The sequence below is a fragment of the Planococcus antarcticus DSM 14505 genome, assembly GCF_001687565.2.
Lineage (GTDB): Bacteria > Bacillota > Bacilli > Bacillales_A > Planococcaceae > Planococcus > Planococcus antarcticus.
In genome coordinates this window covers 800,861-818,435 of record NZ_CP016534.2, presented here as the reverse complement: position 1 = coordinate 818,435, position 17,575 = coordinate 800,861, and the positions used below count along the sequence as shown (strand labels likewise).

The 17,575-nt window shown below is 44.4% G+C and carries 18 protein-coding genes; 7 read left to right on the top strand and 11 right to left on the bottom strand.

What is annotated here, in order from left to right; all coding sequences use genetic code 11:
• Positions 1–32: 32 nt before the first annotated feature.
• From BBH88_RS19555 to BBH88_RS04105, 8 genes are all read right to left on the bottom strand, one after another.
• Positions 33–248: a hypothetical protein gene (locus BBH88_RS19555; protein ID WP_238323401.1), complete on the bottom strand. Its 216-nt coding sequence runs from the start codon at positions 246–248 to the stop codon at positions 33–35.
• Positions 221–814, bottom strand: a complete 594-nt coding sequence (locus tag BBH88_RS04135; RefSeq protein WP_238323399.1) for a TPM domain-containing protein — start codon at positions 812–814, stop codon at positions 221–223. Before BBH88_RS04135 ends, BBH88_RS19555 begins: the two co-directional genes overlap by 28 nt.
• Positions 811–1,839: a TFIIB-type zinc ribbon-containing protein gene (locus BBH88_RS04130; protein WP_006829699.1), complete on the bottom strand. Its 1,029-nt coding sequence runs from the start codon at positions 1,837–1,839 to the stop codon at positions 811–813. The genes BBH88_RS04135 and BBH88_RS04130 overlap by 4 nt, the downstream gene beginning before the upstream one ends.
• Positions 1,840–1,887: 48 nt before the next feature.
• Complete coding sequence (locus BBH88_RS04125; protein ID WP_065537409.1) at positions 1,888–2,604, bottom strand: PspA/IM30 family protein; 717 nt, start codon at positions 2,602–2,604, stop codon at positions 1,888–1,890.
• A 309-nt stretch (positions 2,605–2,913) separates the two neighbouring features.
• Positions 2,914–4,128 carry an acyl-CoA dehydrogenase family protein gene (locus tag BBH88_RS04120; protein ID WP_065537208.1) on the bottom strand — a complete coding sequence of 405 codons (1,215 nt, stop codon included), beginning with the start codon at positions 4,126–4,128 and terminating at the stop codon, positions 2,914–2,916.
• A 29-nt stretch (positions 4,129–4,157) separates the two neighbouring features.
• Positions 4,158–5,306 (bottom strand): CaiB/BaiF CoA transferase family protein, encoded by a 1,149-nt coding sequence (locus BBH88_RS04115; RefSeq protein WP_006829702.1) that lies wholly within the window; start codon positions 5,304–5,306, stop codon positions 4,158–4,160.
• Positions 5,307–5,589: 283 nt separating this feature from the next.
• Positions 5,590–5,805, bottom strand: coding sequence for a hypothetical protein (locus tag BBH88_RS04110; protein WP_006829703.1), 216 nt, complete (start codon positions 5,803–5,805; stop codon positions 5,590–5,592).
• A gap of 103 nt (positions 5,806–5,908) precedes the next feature.
• On the bottom strand, positions 5,909–6,724 hold the full coding sequence (locus tag BBH88_RS04105) for an EAL domain-containing protein (RefSeq protein WP_238323398.1): 816 nt from the start codon (positions 6,722–6,724) through the stop codon (positions 5,909–5,911).
• A gap of 494 nt (positions 6,725–7,218) precedes the next feature.
• Here BBH88_RS04105 and BBH88_RS04100 point away from each other — a divergent pair, with 494 nt between their 5' ends.
• From BBH88_RS04100 to BBH88_RS04090, 3 genes are read left to right on the top strand one after another with little or no spacing between them, the layout of a single operon-like run.
• A complete protein-coding gene (locus BBH88_RS04100; protein ID WP_065537209.1) occupies positions 7,219–7,593 on the top strand; it encodes a GntR family transcriptional regulator in 375 nt (124 codons plus the stop codon).
• Positions 7,593–8,465, top strand: coding sequence for an ABC transporter ATP-binding protein (locus BBH88_RS04095; protein WP_065537210.1), 873 nt, complete (start codon positions 7,593–7,595; stop codon positions 8,463–8,465). Before BBH88_RS04100 ends, BBH88_RS04095 begins: the two co-directional genes overlap by 1 nt.
• Before the next feature lies 1 nt (position 8,466).
• A complete protein-coding gene (locus BBH88_RS04090; RefSeq protein WP_065537211.1) occupies positions 8,467–9,186 on the top strand; it encodes a hypothetical protein in 720 nt (239 codons plus the stop codon).
• A 408-nt stretch (positions 9,187–9,594) separates the two neighbouring features.
• Here BBH88_RS04090 and BBH88_RS04085 read toward each other — a convergent pair whose 3' ends face one another.
• Together BBH88_RS04085 and BBH88_RS04080 are read right to left on the bottom strand one after the other, a co-directional pair.
• Positions 9,595–10,656: an aldose epimerase family protein gene (locus tag BBH88_RS04085; protein ID WP_065537212.1), complete on the bottom strand. Its 1,062-nt coding sequence runs from the start codon at positions 10,654–10,656 to the stop codon at positions 9,595–9,597.
• 61 nt (positions 10,657–10,717) lie between these two features.
• Positions 10,718–11,866, bottom strand: coding sequence for an ROK family transcriptional regulator (locus BBH88_RS04080; RefSeq protein ID WP_006831559.1), 1,149 nt, complete (start codon positions 11,864–11,866; stop codon positions 10,718–10,720).
• A gap of 126 nt (positions 11,867–11,992) precedes the next feature.
• Between BBH88_RS04080 and BBH88_RS04075 the strand changes: the two genes are divergently transcribed.
• The 4 genes from BBH88_RS04075 (at position 11,993) to BBH88_RS04060 (ending at position 16,427) form a co-directional block, all read left to right on the top strand.
• The gene (locus tag BBH88_RS04075; RefSeq protein WP_006831560.1) at positions 11,993–13,177 is read left to right on the top strand and encodes a galactokinase; all 1,185 of its coding nucleotides are present in this window, start codon (positions 11,993–11,995) and stop codon (positions 13,175–13,177) included.
• A complete protein-coding gene (galE, locus tag BBH88_RS04070) occupies positions 13,174–14,175 on the top strand; it encodes a UDP-glucose 4-epimerase GalE (RefSeq protein ID WP_065537213.1) in 1,002 nt (333 codons plus the stop codon). The genes BBH88_RS04075 and galE overlap by 4 nt, the downstream gene beginning before the upstream one ends.
• Entirely contained in the window at positions 14,172–15,650 is a 1,479-nt protein-coding gene (gene galT / locus BBH88_RS04065) for a UDP-glucose--hexose-1-phosphate uridylyltransferase (protein ID WP_065537214.1), read from the top strand. Before galE ends, galT begins: the two co-directional genes overlap by 4 nt.
• A gap of 213 nt (positions 15,651–15,863) precedes the next feature.
• A complete protein-coding gene (locus BBH88_RS04060; protein WP_065537215.1) occupies positions 15,864–16,427 on the top strand; it encodes a DUF4256 domain-containing protein in 564 nt (187 codons plus the stop codon).
• Positions 16,428–16,522: 95 nt separating this feature from the next.
• Here the strand turns inward: BBH88_RS04060 and BBH88_RS04055 are convergent, their stop codons facing one another.
• Positions 16,523–17,329 (bottom strand): alpha/beta hydrolase, encoded by an 807-nt coding sequence (locus BBH88_RS04055; RefSeq protein ID WP_065537216.1) that lies wholly within the window; start codon positions 17,327–17,329, stop codon positions 16,523–16,525.
• Positions 17,330–17,575 lie beyond the last annotated feature (246 nt).

Here is a 17,575-nt window from a genome sequence, read left to right as displayed (position 1 = left end):
CTGTTTTCCCCCTCCTTTGGTTTGATCTACTTTTAAAACTTGCGGCCGCCTCCGCTGAAAGAAGTGCCACCTCCGGTAGTCCCTCCGCCGCCGAAACCACCTCCGCCTCCGCTGTTGTTCTTCGGAACTTTGCGACGTGAAACGGTTTTGTTGCGGAAGTGGTCGCGCGCACTGGTCACTCTTGTATGATCACCATCAAAATACGTACTAGCAGTCGTTGTCACACGTCCACCTGCATTGTAAAGCATGAAACCAACAACACCCGCCCCAGCAATAATGCAACAAGAAGCTGGAACCAGCTTTTAAGAAGGATGTTTTCCGGATTGACGCCTGGACGATATTCCATATAGCGACTTGACGTAGTCACTGTCTCACGAAAAGCATCCGCATAATCGCCATTTTGCATTTCAGGAACAATTCGGTCTAGGACCAACTCGACGCGTTTATTATCCAGTGTGGTTTCCGCCGTTCCAAAACCAGCTAAGTAAACATCACGCGTCGCGATATTCATTGTTAATAACACTACGTTTTCTTGATTGTTTTCAATAGACCATTGTTCAAAAAAATCACCCATGTAATCGGTAATAGGAGGCATATTCTCATCTGCAGTTGTTAAAAACAAAAAGTCGACATTTTGTTCTTGACTGTATTTTGTTGCAACCGCTTCTAAGTCAACGATTTCCGATTCGCTTAATAAATTAGCACCGTCGTAAATATGCTCATCTGCAGCAGCAAACGCAGCAACTCCACTTACGCTAATGAACACGAGCACTAAACAAAGAGTTCTTAGCCAGTTAACTTGAAATGCCTTCACCAAAGAACACCTCCTACAGCAAACGCAACCACTTTCATCACCGCAAACACTGAAGCCGCAATGCCGGTGAACCAACCCGCAACTTTAAACGCACTGATTGGCGGCTTGCCCACCACTTTGCCGGTTTGACCGTTCATCGCAAACGTGCGTTCTTTGTTGTCGAAATCGTAGTAAACCATCCACACTGGAAACAAGGTATAGTACACGTTCTTTTTATTTGTTTGAATTTGTTTATTCGTATAACTAACGGTTGAATAACCTGAAATGGTACTGCCTATGTACGAATCGATATAAGGCACGATTTTCGATTCAATTCGTGAAAATAGCTCCTCATCGTCATAATCGTATTTCTCAGCAAGATATCCTGCGAGATAAGGCATTTTGAAATCCTTGAGTTCTCCGTAATTATAGGGCTCGAGTTTATCCATTAGTTCGTCGTCCATCTTTTCAGATGCGTCTGCCGGAACTTTTAAATAACTGAGGTCTATTTCTCGGCGGACATCATAAAAATTGGTCTCTGTGTAAATCGTATCACCCGACGTATAGCTGTGAACTTGCGTCGCAAGCGCCGCTACATCTGCTGTGCCGTCAATGTCGTACAGCCAGAACGGCACATACATACCAGTCATTTTTTTAATGCGGTCGCCGCTGGTAAAGCCTCTTGGCGTCAACCGTCCATTATTCGTCCATTTCCGAAATGCAGCAACAGCTTCATCCTTGCTAATCGTAAAAGGAATTACTTTGGCCGGAGCTAAGTCACCTGTTAGTCGGTCTGCCAGCAGCACCGGCGCCCCGCAAAAGCTGCAGTGGGTCGCAGTGGTTTCGGCTTCAGTCAAAATAACAGCTCCGCAGTTTTCACAATGGTATTCTTTTGCTTCACTCGGGTCGAATTTTCGCAGAATATGGGTTTCCGGAAATGTTTCGATGTCATCCTGTCTGCCGCAGCTTGGACAGGACAAGTGGCCCGATTCACTGTTGAACGCCATGTCTGACCCGCAGTTTGGGCATTTATATTGAATGACCACTGTGCTTGCCTCCTTTCAGCCTACAGGAAACTATTCGTACGAGATTCATCATTCATTTTTGCCCAACTGGCTTTTCAATGCTTCCAGTTCATCTTCCACGTTAATGCCGGCTTTTAACGATTCCAGTTCATCGTCTACAGACGAATCGCTATCGTATTTCGAAGCTAGGTCTTTAATGTCCGTTTTAGATTCTTTGTTGAGTTCCGTCATCGCGATGGCTTCATCAAGATCTTGGTTGATTTTCTGCTCCATTTTATCAAAAGCAGAAATCCGCTCGCCTGCTCCGTCTACTGAAGAAGCGAAACTGTTCATGCGTTTTTGTGTCTTTGCAACTGCCGCTTTGCCTTTTAGCTCCGAACGACGGGATTCCAGTTCTCCGATGTCCGATTCTAACTTGTCATGCATTTGGCGCATTTGCTGTGTATTGGCAGCCGCGAGTTCAACCGCTGTCCCTTTGTCTGCTACTTTTTCAGAAAGCTCTGCTTTGCGTTGCAAGAATTTCCGTGCATCGTCTTCATTGTCTGCTTCCAAAGCTTTCACGACATAGCGCTGCATGTCGTCAATCTCTTTTTCAAACTCTGACAGTTCACGACGTTCGCGTTTTTCAGCTGCCATAATTGCTGCTGTTTCCGATTTCACTTTGCCCAGGTCGCTATTCAAATCACGCAAATACTGGTCAATCATTTTTTCCGGATCTTCTGCTTTGTCTAATAAGGCGTTGATATTACTCGTCATAATGTCTTTGAACCGTTTTAAAATTTCCATCATCATTCTCCTCTTTGTGTAGTTTTTTCAGGACTGCCGAACAGTCTTTCTTGCTTATTGAAAGAGTACCCTCTACCTGCAAAAATTAAGCTAACGATTAGCTAGAGTGCATAAGAGATGAAAAAGAATTCTCCATATCAGTATAGCCTATTACTCACTCCAGATAATTTCTAAAGAGAGAAAATTCAATCTAATATTCCTCTTCATTCCAGGCAATATAAAACAAAAGAAAAAGCCGTTAAGCATCTTGTGAACCCAGCTTCAGTTCATTTGGATGCTTCCGGCTTTATTTTTCGGAAATACTATCACTCAACGACTAGTCGTTGGATCGGCTTGCTGCTCCCAGGCAGGCAAGGTTTTCGATAGTGCTTTATCTTCCTTATAACCCAGAGCATATTCCGCTTGCATGATGGTATGAATTTCACGTGTTCCTTCGTAGATGACCGGCGCTTTGGAATTGCGCAAATAACGGCTGACTGGATACTCATCGGAATAACCATAAGCTCCGTGTATTTGGAAAGCGTCGTCCGCTGCTTGATTAGCAAAATCACAAGCCTGCCATTTTGCTAAAGACGTTTCGCGCGTATTGCGTTTTCCTTGGTTCTTTAGTTCACCTGCACAGTAAACGAGCAGACGGCTCATTTGAAATCCCGCTTCCATTTTTGCAATCATCTGCTGGACCAACTGGTGCCTACCAATTTCCATGCCGAATGTCTGGCGCTCACGGCAATAGCTAACGCTTGCTTCGAGACATGCCATGATTTGCCCGACGGCTCCAGCGGCAACCGTAAATCGACCGTTATCTAGTGCCGACATCGCAATTTTAAATCCTTCGCCTTCTTGTCCTAACAAATTCTCTTTCGGTACTTTGACATCTTCAAAAAACAGTTCTCCTGTATTTCCTGCCCGTATGCCGTGTTTGCCTTTAATTGCTTTGGAGGAAAAACCTGGCCACGTACGTTCGACAATAAAGGCAGAAATTGCCCCATGCTTTTGTGCTTGGTCGCCTGTGTAAGCGAAGACAAGAAAATAATCTGCCACATCACACAAGGAAATCCAAGTCTTTTGTCCATTAAGAACATAATGGTCGCCTTGTTTCACGGCAGTCGACTTCATTGCCGCCACATCCGATCCGGCACCCGGCTCCGTCAATCCGAAAGCGCCCATTTTTTCACCTTTCGCTTGAGGGATTAAGTACTGCTGCTTTTGTTGTTCTGTTCCCCATTGAAGAATGGTTAAGCTATTTAATCCCGTATGGACAGAAACGGCGGTCCGGAATGCCGTGTCTCCACGCTCGAGTTCTTCGCAAACGATTGCTAGGGAATTGTAATCCATGCCACTCCCACCATACTCTTCGGGAATACAGACACCCATTAATCCGAGGTTTGCCAATTTTTCGTAAATCGCTGGATCTGATTTACCTGCTCGGTCCCATTCCTCGATAAATGGCATGATTTCTTTGTCGACAAAGTTTCGTGTCGTGCTGCGCAACATGTCCTGTTCTTGTGTAAATGAAAAGTTCATCTTAAATCTCCCCTTTTAGAAGTAGTAGTTTATTGTGTAGAATACTGTCCTAAAATCTCCTTATTGTGTTCTCCTGGATTCGGCGGATGTCGTTCCATTTTGACAGGTGTTCGCGACAGCTTTAACGGACTGCCAATCATTTTAATTTTTCCAGCTGTCGGATGATCTTGCTCGATGAACATATCGCGTGCCTGAAGCTGTTGATCATGACCCATTTCTTGTATCGTCTGAATCGGTCCTCCTGGTATGTTATTTTTTCTGCACAAAGTCTGCCAATACCCCGTTTTTTCCGTTAAGAAAATCTGTTGCAGTAATGGCACAAGACTTTCTCGGTTCTCTACTCGTAGTGGATTGGTCCGGTAGCGTTCATCCTCTGCAAATTGCGGTTTTTCTAAAACAATGCATAATGCCTGGAATTGCTGGTCCGTGCCGACAGCAATCACCATTTCACCATCAGCTGTCCGGAATGTCTGATAGGGTACGATATTGGCATGTGCATTGCCCAAAGCATTCGGTACTTTTTCATTCATCAAATAATTACTCGCAATATTCACCAACGCACTAACTGCCGTATCATACAAAGAAATATCCAACTTTTGTCCTTTGCCAGAGCAGACACGCTCTAGCAATGCCGCTTGGATGCCGATACAAGCATACAACCCGGTCAGTACATCAACAATTGCCACTCCGGATTTTTGTGGCCCTGATTCTTTATTGCCGGTGATGCTCATCAAGCCGCTCATTGCTTGGATAATAAAATCATATCCTGGCATATCTCGGTCTGGTCCTGTTTCTCCAAACCCGGTGATGGAGCAAAAAACGATTGCTGGATTGATACGTGATAAGGTCTCGTAGCCGAGTCCCAAACGTTCCATCGTACCGGTCTTGAAATTGCTGACTACCACATCACTTTCTGCCACAAGTTTTTTAATGACGGCCACGCCTTCCGCTGTTTTCAAATCAACAGTAATCGCTTTTTTGTTGCGATTGATACTCAAATAATAAGCGCTGACACCGTTTTGAAAAGGCGGTCCCCATTTACGAGTCTCATCACTGCCGCCGTGCGCTTCCACTTTTATAACCTCCGCTCCCAGATCTCCGAGAATCATTGTGCAGTAAGGTCCTGCGAGAACACGAGATAAATCGAGTATTTTCATGCCTGTCAATGCTCCTGTCATTTCCGCATCTCCTCTTTCTGTGCAGATACTATGCAAAAAAGCCAACCCAAAAAGACAACAGCAAAACTGCTTGTCTGAATGAACTGGCTTTGATCTACGTATGAAACTTCCAAGAAGGAATTTCAGCAGACTAGGCAGCATAGATTTTTTCTCGTACATAACTGATCGTGCGGATCAAACGCTACAGCGTTCTGGCACGACTCTTACTGTCACTGTAATACATAAAAAAGAGTTTGTAAATCTAAATGATTGATTAGTCGGAATGTTTCATAAACATTCAGGATTAATTGTTTTTACGATCTTCTGTGGTCTGTTTATGTGATGCATCTTTAGAGTAATCTTTCGCCTTTTCCATTTCATCTGTAGCATCTTCATAATCAGTTGCTTCGTTATCGCTGTCTAGAGCTTCTTTTGTTTTTTTGAAAGCTTTATCAATTCCTGATTCTGAGGGAGCTGATTGTTGATCGGGAGTTTTTCCTGCGGTACCTTTTCTTGCCATTAATATCACTCCGATTCTAATGTTTTACTAGTTGTATACCCCTTGTGTCTGATACTAATCACTCTTTTGAATTGTGCGGGTGCCTGGCACCCGCACAATTCTATTAACAAGAAGGAACCTCTCCTCTGATTAATGCTGGTTCGGGTCTGCCAAGCGCATACCCTTGGCCGAAATGGATACCCAAATTCTTTAAAAATCTCAGCTCCAGAGCATTTTCAATTCCTTCTGCAATAATCTTGGTATTCGATTGCGCAGCAAAATCCAATAAAAGTCCCACTAATTGTTGTTGAGCTGGCTGGATATGAATATCCCGGATCAAGGATTTATCAAGCTTGATGAATTCTGGCTTCAACGAAATAATCGTTTTGAGGCTATTGTATCCGGTTCCTGCATCATCAACCGCGATCCGAAAGCCTTGCTGCCGATAATTTTCGATAGTTTTTTCGAATTCCTTGTAATCAATCACGGCCTCTTTTTCGGTCAACTCCAGGACAACCTGGTCTGGAGACAAATTGTATTTCTTCAGCAAATCCAGTGTGGTTCCACTTCGATACGAGCGGTCTGTCAGGACTTGCGGCTGGATATTCAGGAATATCAACCCATTTTCATGACTGCTTGTCTGTTTCAGCTGCTCTGCATATTTTTTTAGCGACAGGTTACGGAGAAATCCTTCTATCCGAAAAACATTATTGCTCTTCCCTATGAAAGTATAAAACTCTTCAGTCGTCGGAAAGACAGGCGTACTGTTGGGCCTGTTAAGCACCTCAAACCCAATCGTTTCCCCCTCTGCTAACGTTAAAATCGGCTGAAAGGCTGTTTGGAAATTCTCATGAAGCATGAGTTCTTTCACTTCCCCGTCCTTTTTGCTTTCTTCGAATATTGCACGTTGATTTTTCTTCAGGTAGCTAATAAATTCCACTATGCTGCTCAATCTAATGATGTTCAGCCTCCCATGCATCTACTTCAACATTCGTTCCAATTTTTAGTATACGTTAAGACTATATAATAAATTGTTAAATTTTAGTAAAGAATAATTGTTTGGGTGCCAGGCACCTAAACAATTAAGGGCAAAGCCATTGCCCGAACTCTCTTCGTTCAGTAGCTTTCTACTGGAGCAGTGAAGCGACATCCAGTAGACCCCTCAGGAGCTGGCGACAAGGCTTAGCAATTCGTCCTTGCAACTGGCACCGCGACGTCTTGTTTGTCATACAACCTTATGATTCACATCCTGTGAGCCCAAAGCATCTATCTAGAGCGATTTCTTCGTTTATGCACTGTCATCAAGTTGAAAATAATACTGCTTTCATTCAATTTATCTAGCGATTTATTAATTGACAAATGAACAAAACGGATATATGGTTATATACATAAGCATATAACCATATATCCATTTTGAATAAGGAGGTGTTTAGTGTGAGCAAACCGTTTGATTCGAATAAACCGATTTTTTTGCAGGTTCGTGAATTGATTGAAGATCAGATTGTCAACGATCAACTGAAAGAAGGCGATCAGGCACCATCAACCAATCAACTTGTCAGCTTCTATAAAATCAATCATGCGACCGTTTCGAAAGGCATCAATCAGCTGGTGGAGGAAGGGATTCTATTTAAGAAAAGAGGGATTGGGATGTTTGTAGCAGAAGGGGCAAAACAGACATTGATGGGACAGCGAAAAGAGGCATTTGTCGAAAATTATGTCAGAAACCTCCTACAAGAAGCGAAAAAGCTTGGCATTACGCAAGCGGAAATTATGGAACTGATCAAAAACACGAAAGGAAGTGAAATCTGATGGTTGCCAAGATCAAACTAAGCAATGTCACTTTAAAATTCGGAAAATTTGAAGCCTTGAAAGATATTTCGTTGACGCTAGAAGCTGGCAAGATTCACGGACTAATTGGACGCAACGGTGCCGGCAAAACGACTCTTCTTTCTTTGCTCGCCGCATTCCGCGAACCGACACAAGGACAGGTGGAAATTGACGGCGAACCTGTTTTTGAAAATCCTGAAAAGATGCAGCAAATTGCGTTTATTTATGAAAAGAATTATGCGGACGAGTACGAGAAGATTCCCGCCATGCTGGAATTCTCGGAAAATTACCGTCCAAACTACGACAAGGAGTACGCCGATTACCTGCTGAAGCGCTTTAAGCTTCCTCTTGATAAACCTGTTTACAAATTATCCAAAGGGATGCAATCTGCGCTGAATGTGGTCATCGGGCTTGCAAGCCGTACCCCAATCACGATTTTTGATGAAGCCTATCTCGGAATGGATGCTCCGTCCCGCGAAATTTTTTACCAGGAGGTTTTGGCGGATCTGGCAAAACATCCCCGAACCTTCATCCTTTCCACTCATTTGGTTTCAGAAATGGATTACCTGTTCGACAATGTGGTCATTATCGATCAAGGGCGATTGTTGCTGAACGAAGATTATGAAACCATTTCTGCTCAAGGAGCTTCCATCACTGGAGCGGCTGATCAAGTTGATGCTTTCGTCACTGGTCGGAAAGTTTTGAACGAACAGAAACTCGGCGGCACAAAGTCTGTGATGGTCTTCGGTACACTGGATGAGCAGGATCAACTCACCGCCCGTCAGCAAGGTCTTGAAATCGGTCCCGTATCTTTGCAGGATCTGTTCATCCATTTAACAGAGGAGGCGCGTTAATATGAAACAAGTCAAACTCTATCCGAAAGTCGCATTCGATCTCTTTTACGAACAAGTCAAATGGGCCACCTGGTTTTTCTCGTTTGTAATTGCTGCCCATATTATTGGAATGATTATCGTGGCAAGAAACGATGCCAGCATCGAACGGTTTATCGTCTTTTCCAGTAATTCCGTCACTATTTTTATGTTGGTCTGTGGAATCATCGCAGCCTATGGCTTCATGGGCTACTACGTCCAGCAGGGCATCACCCGCAAGGATCTATATATAGGAACCGTCTTCTCTACATTAGCATTGGCTTTAGTCGTCACCTTGATTCCAGTAGTGGTCACCGGCATTGAGTATCAAATTTCCAACTTTGCCTCGCTGCCCATCAAAGCAGACACTGCCACCCTATTTGATCCGGCATTAGGATGGTTTTCAGACGCAGGTATCTTTTTACTGAACGCCTTCACCTATCATTTGATTGGTTGGCTGATCGGCGTCGGCTACTACCGCTTCGGCTGGGTGATTGGTTTCGGCTTTATCGGCATTGCGATTTTCGCCCTCAGCCTCAACGACTATTTCTGGGGAGACAACGGCTTGAGTTCCATTATCCCATGGGTGCCCAACATCCCAGCAGACGCCAACCCTGCGCTAGCAATTGCAGGCTCGCTGGTACTAATTGCTGTGTTGCTGGCATCTATGCGGATGTTGACGAAACGGATTTCGATAAAAATGTAAGAACTAAGAAAGACCTTGCCACTGCCCGATCCGGGGTTGCGGCAAGGTCTTTCTTATGGAATTTTATCAACGATTGTGCAATAGAAGCGGGTGGAACGAAATTGCTCCAGGCAAACGCTTGCCGCTGGCGCCCATGCCGTTTCTCTCTATCTCCTCTACTATGAAAGCGTAACAAATAAATTCTCTTTTTATTAAGTCACTTCTTCTGCGCCGGCGCGTCCACGCGCTGGGCGCAGCGATAAGACGGTCATTCTGTACGGATTATTGCTGGAGCTATGCGAAAAGCGGCCGAAATGGCATCTAAAATAATGGTTTTTAAAGACAACTCAACTAATTGGATCGATGGACATAAACAGCTCGCTTTTCAGCAAATTCTTCAAAAAGCCGTTTGACTGCATCAAAAATCTTTTAGCCGTTGCTGATGCTAGAGAAAGAATAAGTCGTTTCCGACTTGAACTCTTGGTCTGCGTTGAGAATAGCGGACCGGAAGTGCGGATGTCGCAATGAATCCGGTGGACTTTGCGTTTCAAGGCAAAGTCCTTGGTAGTCCTGTGCTTCTACTCCTCTGATTGAATAAGAGCCCCCGATATCGTTCCCCGTATACAAAACCACTGCAGGTTCTGTTGTTTCAACTACCAATTTTCGGCCGCTTATTGAATCAGTTAATTCGATTCCTGGCTGTTTTTTGTGGTTCAACAAAAATGGGTGATCATAACCGTTTCCGGCCAGCTTAGTTTGTGGATGTTCAGCAGATGTCGCTTCCCTGATGCTCTTTCCGTTTCGGAAATCAAATAACGAATCTTGGTCAACCGGAATCAGATTGCCTGTCGGAAGCAATTCATCATCCACTTCCAAATAATGATCACTGTTCATTGTCAATTCGTGGTCTAGAATGGTCCGCTTGAAATTCCCGCTCAAATTGAAATAAGAGTGGTTGGTCACATTCAACAAAGTGGTCTTATCGGATTTTCCTGAATAGGAAATGACTAGCTGGTTGCTGTCATTCTTAAGAATGTAGTGAACCGTCATGGATAAGTTGCCAGGGAATCCTTCCTCACCATCCGGACTGAAATACGTAAACTCGACGATCGCTTCATTTTTTGTTTGGATCACTTTTGAATCCCAAAGAGCAGAGTGAAAGCCTTGGGAACCTCCATGCAAATGATGGCCGTTAGCATTCTTGGGTACTTGATAGGCTTTCCCTTCAATTGCAAACTCCCCGTCTTTGATGCGTCCGGCAAAGCGTCCAACCAATGCACCGAAAAAATAAGGATTGCTTTTGTATTCTTCAAGCGTATCAAAGCCAAGTACGACGTTCTCCAGGTTTCCATTGCTGTCTGGAGCTATAATTTCAGTGATTACACATCCATGATCGATGCAGGATACTTGAAAACCTTGATCATTTTTCAAAGTATACAATTTGATTGGCCGATTATTTTTATAACCGAATACTGTTTCGCTGACTTCCATTTCTTCTTTCACCCTTTCTGACTGTTAACCCGAGTTGTTGCTAAAAAACATTAAACTCCATTTACTTCACGTCAAAGATATCCACCAACAGCAACGTAATCGCGCCGATCAGCGTGGCATCATCTCCAAGCTTTGACACTTCCACTTTCGTGCGGCTAGCCGCAGGAGTCAGTGCGGAATCTTTAATGGTTTGACGTATGGTAGGCAAAATAAATGTCTCCGCTTTCGAAACCCCGCCGCCGAGGACAATTTTTTCCGGATTAACGATGTGGATAAGGTTTGTCAGACCAATGCCCATCGCTCTTCCGGATTCTTTCAAGATTGCGGCAAATTCTTCATTGCCGTTGACAGCCTGTTCAAATACGTTTTCTGCTGTAAGTGGATTTTTCAGTGCGGTGCCAGTCACTTTCCTTGCGATGGCCGGACCGGTGACAAATGTCTGCAGGCATCCCCGGTTTCCGCATTCGCAAATCTCACCATGTAAATCGATGGTCATGTGGCCGATTTCCCCTGCAATATCTGTTGACCCGTGATAGAGTTTCCCATCAATGATGAGCCCCGCGCCAATTCCGTTGCCTATATTGACCGCTAGCATGCTCTCCAACTCTCCGTGATTCCCGAACCAGTATTCACCCAATGCCATAGCCCGTGCATCATTTTCCACTTTCACTTCAAGACCAAATGCCACTTCCATTTCTTTTTTGATTGGGATATTGGCCAAGCCAAGATTCGGCGCGTACAAAGAAGTCCCCGTATCCACTTCCACCACGCCATGCATAGCAACGCCGATGCCGATGACTTGATGTTCTGTTTCCAGCACTTCTTCAATACAACTTTTTAACGTGGCGATAAATTGCTGGTTGTTAATCGGCAGCTGCAACTTCTTTTCGGACCTTTTCAGCACCTTACCCGCGAGATCGGCTACGATGCACCTAATGCTTTTCGGACCTGCATCCACGCCAATAATGGTAAATGCCTGGTTGTTGATTATCAACATCGTCGGTTTTCGGCCACCTTGTGAATGGCCGATATCGCTTTCTTCGACTATCTTCTCTTCCATCAATTCTTTTACGTTGCTGCTGACAGTCGGCGGCGTCAACTTTGTCTCTCGTGCAATTTGCGCTCTCGATATTGGTCCATCCCTTCTTATTTTATTGAGAATGATCGATTTGTTCATCGACTTCATCCACTTAAAGCTGCCTTGACGCATAGTAATTCCTCCGTTTGTCATACTTGTATAGCTTATAATTGCTTCTGGTCTCATTATTGAATAGTTTAACAAAATCCACTATACTTATGTTAATTAAATTAATTTACTAAGTATCGGAGGAATAAGATGAATCAAAATGAGTTGGCTCAAACGTTCAACGAAATCTTCAAGATGGATCAAAAACCGCGTTTCTTTTTTGCGCCCGGCCGCATCAACTTGATTGGTGAACATACCGATTACAACGGCGGTCACGTGTTTCCAGCTGCCATCTCTTTTGGCACTTATGCTGTTGCGCGGCAGCGTTCGGATCAAAAACTGCGGTTCTACTCCATGAATTTCCCGGAAAAAGGAATAATCGAATGCGAGCTTGCCGACTTGTCCCATAACACCGATCATGACTGGGCAAACTTTCCGAAAGGTATGATCTATTTTTTTATCAAACATGGTTTTTCAATCCCTTATGGAATGGACATTTTGTTCTACGGCAATATTCCGAACGGTGCCGGGCTGTCTTCTTCCGCTTCCATCGAAATGGCCACAGGGGTTGTTCTTGAAGGCTTATTCGATTTAGAAATTGATCGTTTGCGCATGATTCAATTGGGACAAAACGTAGAAAATCACTATATTGGCGTCAACAGCGGCATCATGGACCAATTTGCGATTGGAAAAGGAAAAAAAGATTTTGCGATTTTACTGGATTGCCAAACGCTGAAATATAGCTACGCACCAGTCGAATTAATGGATCATGAAATTGTCATCATCAACTCCAATAAACAACGGACACTGGCCGGTTCAAAATACAATGAACGCCGCGCTCAATGTGAACAAGCACTGTCTGATATCCGAACTGAAATCGAAGTCAGCAGCTTGGGCGAATTGACAGGAGAACAATTTGAACAGCACAAATACCTGATCCAAGATGACACAAACCGCAAACGGGCAAAGCATGCGGTCTATGAAAACGAAAGAACTGTACAAGCACTCAAAGAACTTAAGCAAGGCAATATTGCAGCGTTTGGAAAGCTGATGAACGAATCTCATGTCTCTCTTCGCGATGACTACGAAGTCACCGGTGCAGAGCTCGATACCATCGCACAAGCAGCTTGGAACCACACAGGTGTCATCGGCGCACGGATGACCGGAGCCGGATTTGGCGGATGTGCCATTGCAATCGTTCACCAGACGCAGATTGAAAGTTTCAAAGAAAACCTGACAGAGAGCTATACCAAAGAATTTGGTTTCCCTCCCTCCTTTTACGAAGCGAAGATTTCGGATGGCGCCAAAGAACTTACAGAGGAGTTTTGGACATGAGTGTTTTAGTTTTAGGAGGAGCCGGATATATTGGTTCACACGCAGTCTATCAATTAATCGATCAAGGGATAAGCGTTGTTGTTGTGGACAATTTGGAGACGGGGCATCAGAAAGCTGTACACCCGAAAGCCGTTTTTTACGAAGGCGATATTCGAAACGCTGATTTTCTAAACGCTGTATTCCAAAAGGAATCGATTGACGAAGTTCTTCATTTTGCCGCTAATTCACTTGTCGGCGAATCGATGGAAAACCCGCTTAAGTATTTCGATAACAATGTTTACGGCACACAAGTTTTGTTGCAGACCATGATCCAGCACGATGTGAAAAAAATCGTCTTTTCTTCTACTGCCGCCACATACGGAGAACCTGAATCCGTACCGATTACCGAAACGATGCCAACCAATCCGGCCAATACGTACGGTGAAACAAAACTGACCATGGAAAAAATGATGAAGTGGACAGGGTTGGCCCATGGCTTAAAATCCGTTTCCCTCCGTTACTTTAATGTAGCCGGTGCAAGAGAAACGGCTAAAATAGGCGAAGATCACCGCCCAGAATCCCACCTGGTTCCACTCATCTTGCAGACAGCACTCGGTCAGCGAAAAGAAATCACTGTGTTCGGCGATGATTATGACACGCCCGACGGAACGTGCATCCGCGATTATGTTCACGTGGAAGACTTGATTCGCGCCCATCTGTTAGCATTGGACTATTTGAGAAAAGACGGCGAAAGTGGAGTATTTAACCTCGGCAGCAGCCAAGGGTTTTCCGTAAATGAAATGATTGTTGCTGCCCGCTCTGCAACCGGAAAAGAAATTCCCGTAAAAGTGGGTCCTCGCAGAGCGGGTGACCCGAGCACTTTGATTGCTAGTTCAGACAAAGCACGTGCGGTACTCGGTTGGAAACCTTCCCATACTTCCGTGACGAAAATTATTGAAGATGCTTGGAATTGGCATGCCACGCATCCAAACGGCTATGGAAAGGACGTGTCGATATGATTTATCAACATCTTGTAGGACTCGTTGACCAAGCTCTCGAATCTGAACTGATTGAACCCACTGATACCGATTATGTCCGTAACCAGGTGATGAATCTCTTAGGGCTAGAATCGTTTCCTGAAACAGCGATCGAACCTGCAAATGACACTATTCCTAACTTGCTGGAGCACTTAATTGCCTATGCCATAGAGCAAGGCGTGATCCAGAATATCTTTGACGACAAGGAAATCTTGTCAGCCACTATTATGAATTGCTTTGTTGCGAGACCTTCTGTTATCAATGCTTTGTTTAATGAAAAATATATGGAATCGCCCATCGCTGCAACCGATTACTTTTATGAGTTAAGCAAAAACAGCAACTACATCCAGATGAACCGCATCCAAAAAAATATTTCCTATAAAACGGATACACGTTACGGTCAGATGGATATTACAATTAATTTATCAAAACCCGAAAAAGATCCGGAGCAAATCAAAAGAGAACGCGAGATGAAACAAACACTCAGTTACCCAAAATGTCTTTTGTGCAAGGAAAATGTAGGCTATGCGGGACGAATCGGCTATCCGGCACGAGCGAACCACCGAGTCGTTACCATTCCGCTCACCGGTGAAAACTGGTATTTGCAGTACTCGCCGTATGTTTATTACAACGAGCACAGTATTTTACTTTCTGAAGAGCATCGTGACATGAAAATCGATCGACACGGCTTTGAGCGACTGCTTACTTTTACAGATCTGTTTCCCCATTACTTTATCGGCTCAAACGCCGACTTGCCGATTGTTGGAGGGTCTATTTTAAGCCACGACCATTACCAAGCCGGGCGTTACGAGTTTGCTATGACCAGAGCAGAAGATGCTTTTGTGTTCAACTTGGATTCCTACCCTGACATCACTGCATCCGTCGTCAAATGGCCGATGTCGGTGATTCGCTTAAAAGGAAAAGAAATCGACAACTTGGTGAGCGCTGCTGATGAGATTTTACAGACTTGGAGAAATTATTCCGATAAATCAGCGGACGTTTTAGCCTTTACTGGCAAGACACCGCATAACACCATTACCCCGATTGCGAGAAAGCGTCATGGGCTGTTCGAAATCGACCTCGTGTTAAGAAACAATCGAACAACAGCGGAATACCCGTCCGGAATTTTCCACCCTCACGCGGATGTCCACCACATCAAAAAAGAAAATATCGGCTTGATTGAAGTGATGGGACTTGCCGTGTTGCCGCCGCGGCTAAAAGAAGAATTGGCTGAAATCCAACAATTTTTACTCGGCAATGCAAATAACGTGGAAGCCTCTCATCTCAAATGGGCGGAACAGTTGAAAGCTCAATACGGCACACTTTCTCTTCCGGAAGATGCGAAAGCTCTTCTAGAAAAAGAACTAGGGAAAAAATTCGTAAGAGTCCTTGAAGACGCGGGCGTATTAAAAGAAACAGAAGCATTTGAACAATTTATAAACGCGCTGAATAACTAGTTTGTCGGTATTTAATGCACTGTATTAAAAAACAGGCTGAACCTTGGATAAAAGGTTCAGCCTGTTTTCATGCGTGAATCATTATTTCACCAACCCACTGTAAAAATCAAATCTGCTTGCCTATTTTTGATGATAGCAGATCGTATTCACTCGGCTTTTTTACTATACTTAAACCACCACGAGTATCCCGACTAACAACGAGGAGGAAACCACATGACTCAGAAAAACCAATTAACTTCCGAACAGCGCAAAGAATTGCTCACTACCTTGAAAGAGCGGTTCGAAAAACACATCGACCGCCACGAATGGATGCACTGGGACAAGATTCAGGCAAAGCTGGAAGCGCATCCTGAAAAGCTTTGGTCGCTCCACGAAATGGAACAGACCGGCGGAGAGCCGGACGTCTTGGAGTTTGACGAAGAGACGGACGAATACGTCTTTTACGATTGTTCAACGGAAAGCCCGAGCGGCCGCAGAAGTGTTTGCTTTGACCACCAGGCTTTGAATTCGCGGAAGAAAAACAAACCCGAAAATAGCGCCATGGCAATGGCAAACGATATGGGCATCGAACTGTTAACCGAAGAACAATACCGCGTGCTGCAAAAACGCGGCACGTTCGATGTTAAAACGTCCAGCTGGGTAAAAACCCCTGAAGACATTCGACAACGCGGCGGCGCGCTTTTCTGCGATTCTCGCTATGGGCATGTCTTCTTGTACCATAACGGTGCAGATTCTTATTACGCAGCCAGAGGATTTCGTGGCTTGCTGAGAGTTTAAAACACTTTTGCCCAAATTATTCAGAAAACAAAAGGCAATGCCGAAACCCTCGAGGGTGTTGGCATTGCCTTTTCCCATGGCGCTGAATCAACAACCTATAGCCGGTCATCCATCCATTCAACTAGTTCATCATAGATTTTATATTTGGATGGCTCATTGAAGATCTCGTGCATCAAGAAGGCGTATATTTTCAAGGTTTTATCTTTTGAACCGATTTCGCTGTAAAAGTCACGCGAATCTTTTTCGGCGACCAATCCATCCTCATTGCCATGCAGTACTAGCACCGGATCAACGAACGGTGCTGCGTTTTCTTTCAACCAAGCAATTCCGGGTGCGAATTCATTGATAAGCCCCACAGAAATCTTCTTTTCCACCAGTGGATCTTCTCCGTAGGCTTTGACAACTTCCGGATCACTGCACACTCCTTCCCCCAGTTCATTATCCAAGTAAGTGTCTAATGGCAAGTCCATTGGCAAAGGACCAAAAAGTTCCTTGTTGTAGCGTGTCAACGCACCGGACAAAATAACACCGTCCGCTGTCCCTGGATATTTTGTTGCGTACGCAGCTGCTGAGAACCCACCCATACTGTGACCAATCAAAAAGACCGACTGTCCCGAATTTTCTTCCTTTGCCCAATCCATGATGGTTTTTAAGTCATCAGGCATCTCATTGAAATCGTTGAAAAAAGCACGTTTTCCTTCTGAACGTGCATGCCCGCGCTGTTCGTAGCGATAAACTGTGAAGCCATGCTCCAATAAGGTTTTAGCCAACGCATCATACCGCCCCAAATGCTCAGCTAAACCGTGGGCAATCACCACTGCCGCTTTTTGCTTTTGAGCCGTGTCTTTACGGGTAAACAACTGTGTTCCATCAAAAGATCGGATCATTTTTTCTTTACTCATCCAACTTCCTCCAATCGCCTCTCTCTATTTCCTCATGGTAGTATTCTTCACCAAACAAAGAACCACCTGCTGACTGAAATGAACAAAATTGAACTAATGATTCTTGCTGTTGATATTCTTCAAAACAGCTGTGCTTTCGGATCTGTAGAATATGGATCATACAGTTGACGCTGAATTAACTCATGCTTATTCCCCAAAAACGAAAAAATAGATGCTTCAGAAAACCGGTAAAATCGGTTTTCTGAG

Bases quoted from the DNA above. Each gene is read 5' to 3' on its own strand.
- BBH88_RS04090 (WP_065537211.1), top strand. From the start codon at position 8,467: ATGAAACAAGTCAAACTCTATCCGAAAGTCGCATTCGATCTCTTTTAC.
- BBH88_RS04095 (WP_065537210.1), top strand. From the start codon at position 7,593: ATGGTTGCCAAGATCAAACTAAGCAATGTCACTTTAAAATTCGGAAAA.
- BBH88_RS04060 (WP_065537215.1), top strand. From the start codon at position 15,864: ATGACTCAGAAAAACCAATTAACTTCCGAACAGCGCAAAGAATTGCTC.
- BBH88_RS04115 (WP_006829702.1), bottom strand. From the start codon at position 5,306: ATGACAGGAGCATTGACAGGCATGAAAATACTCGATTTATCTCGTGTT.
- BBH88_RS04080 (WP_006831559.1), bottom strand. From the start codon at position 11,866: ATGCGTCAAGGCAGCTTTAAGTGGATGAAGTCGATGAACAAATCGATC.
- BBH88_RS04125 (WP_065537409.1), bottom strand. From the start codon at position 2,604: ATGGAAATTTTAAAACGGTTCAAAGACATTATGACGAGTAATATCAAC.
- galT (WP_065537214.1), top strand. From the start codon at position 14,172: ATGATTTATCAACATCTTGTAGGACTCGTTGACCAAGCTCTCGAATCT.
- BBH88_RS04110 (WP_006829703.1), bottom strand. From the start codon at position 5,805: ATGGCAAGAAAAGGTACCGCAGGAAAAACTCCCGATCAACAATCAGCT.
- galE (WP_065537213.1), top strand. From the start codon at position 13,174: ATGAGTGTTTTAGTTTTAGGAGGAGCCGGATATATTGGTTCACACGCA.
- BBH88_RS04075 (WP_006831560.1), top strand. From the start codon at position 11,993: ATGAATCAAAATGAGTTGGCTCAAACGTTCAACGAAATCTTCAAGATG.
- BBH88_RS19555 (WP_238323401.1), bottom strand. From the start codon at position 248: ATGCTTTACAATGCAGGTGGACGTGTGACAACGACTGCTAGTACGTAT.
- BBH88_RS04120 (WP_065537208.1), bottom strand. From the start codon at position 4,128: ATGAACTTTTCATTTACACAAGAACAGGACATGTTGCGCAGCACGACA.
- BBH88_RS04055 (WP_065537216.1), bottom strand. From the start codon at position 17,329: ATGAGTAAAGAAAAAATGATCCGATCTTTTGATGGAACACAGTTGTTT.
- BBH88_RS04085 (WP_065537212.1), bottom strand. From the start codon at position 10,656: ATGGAAGTCAGCGAAACAGTATTCGGTTATAAAAATAATCGGCCAATC.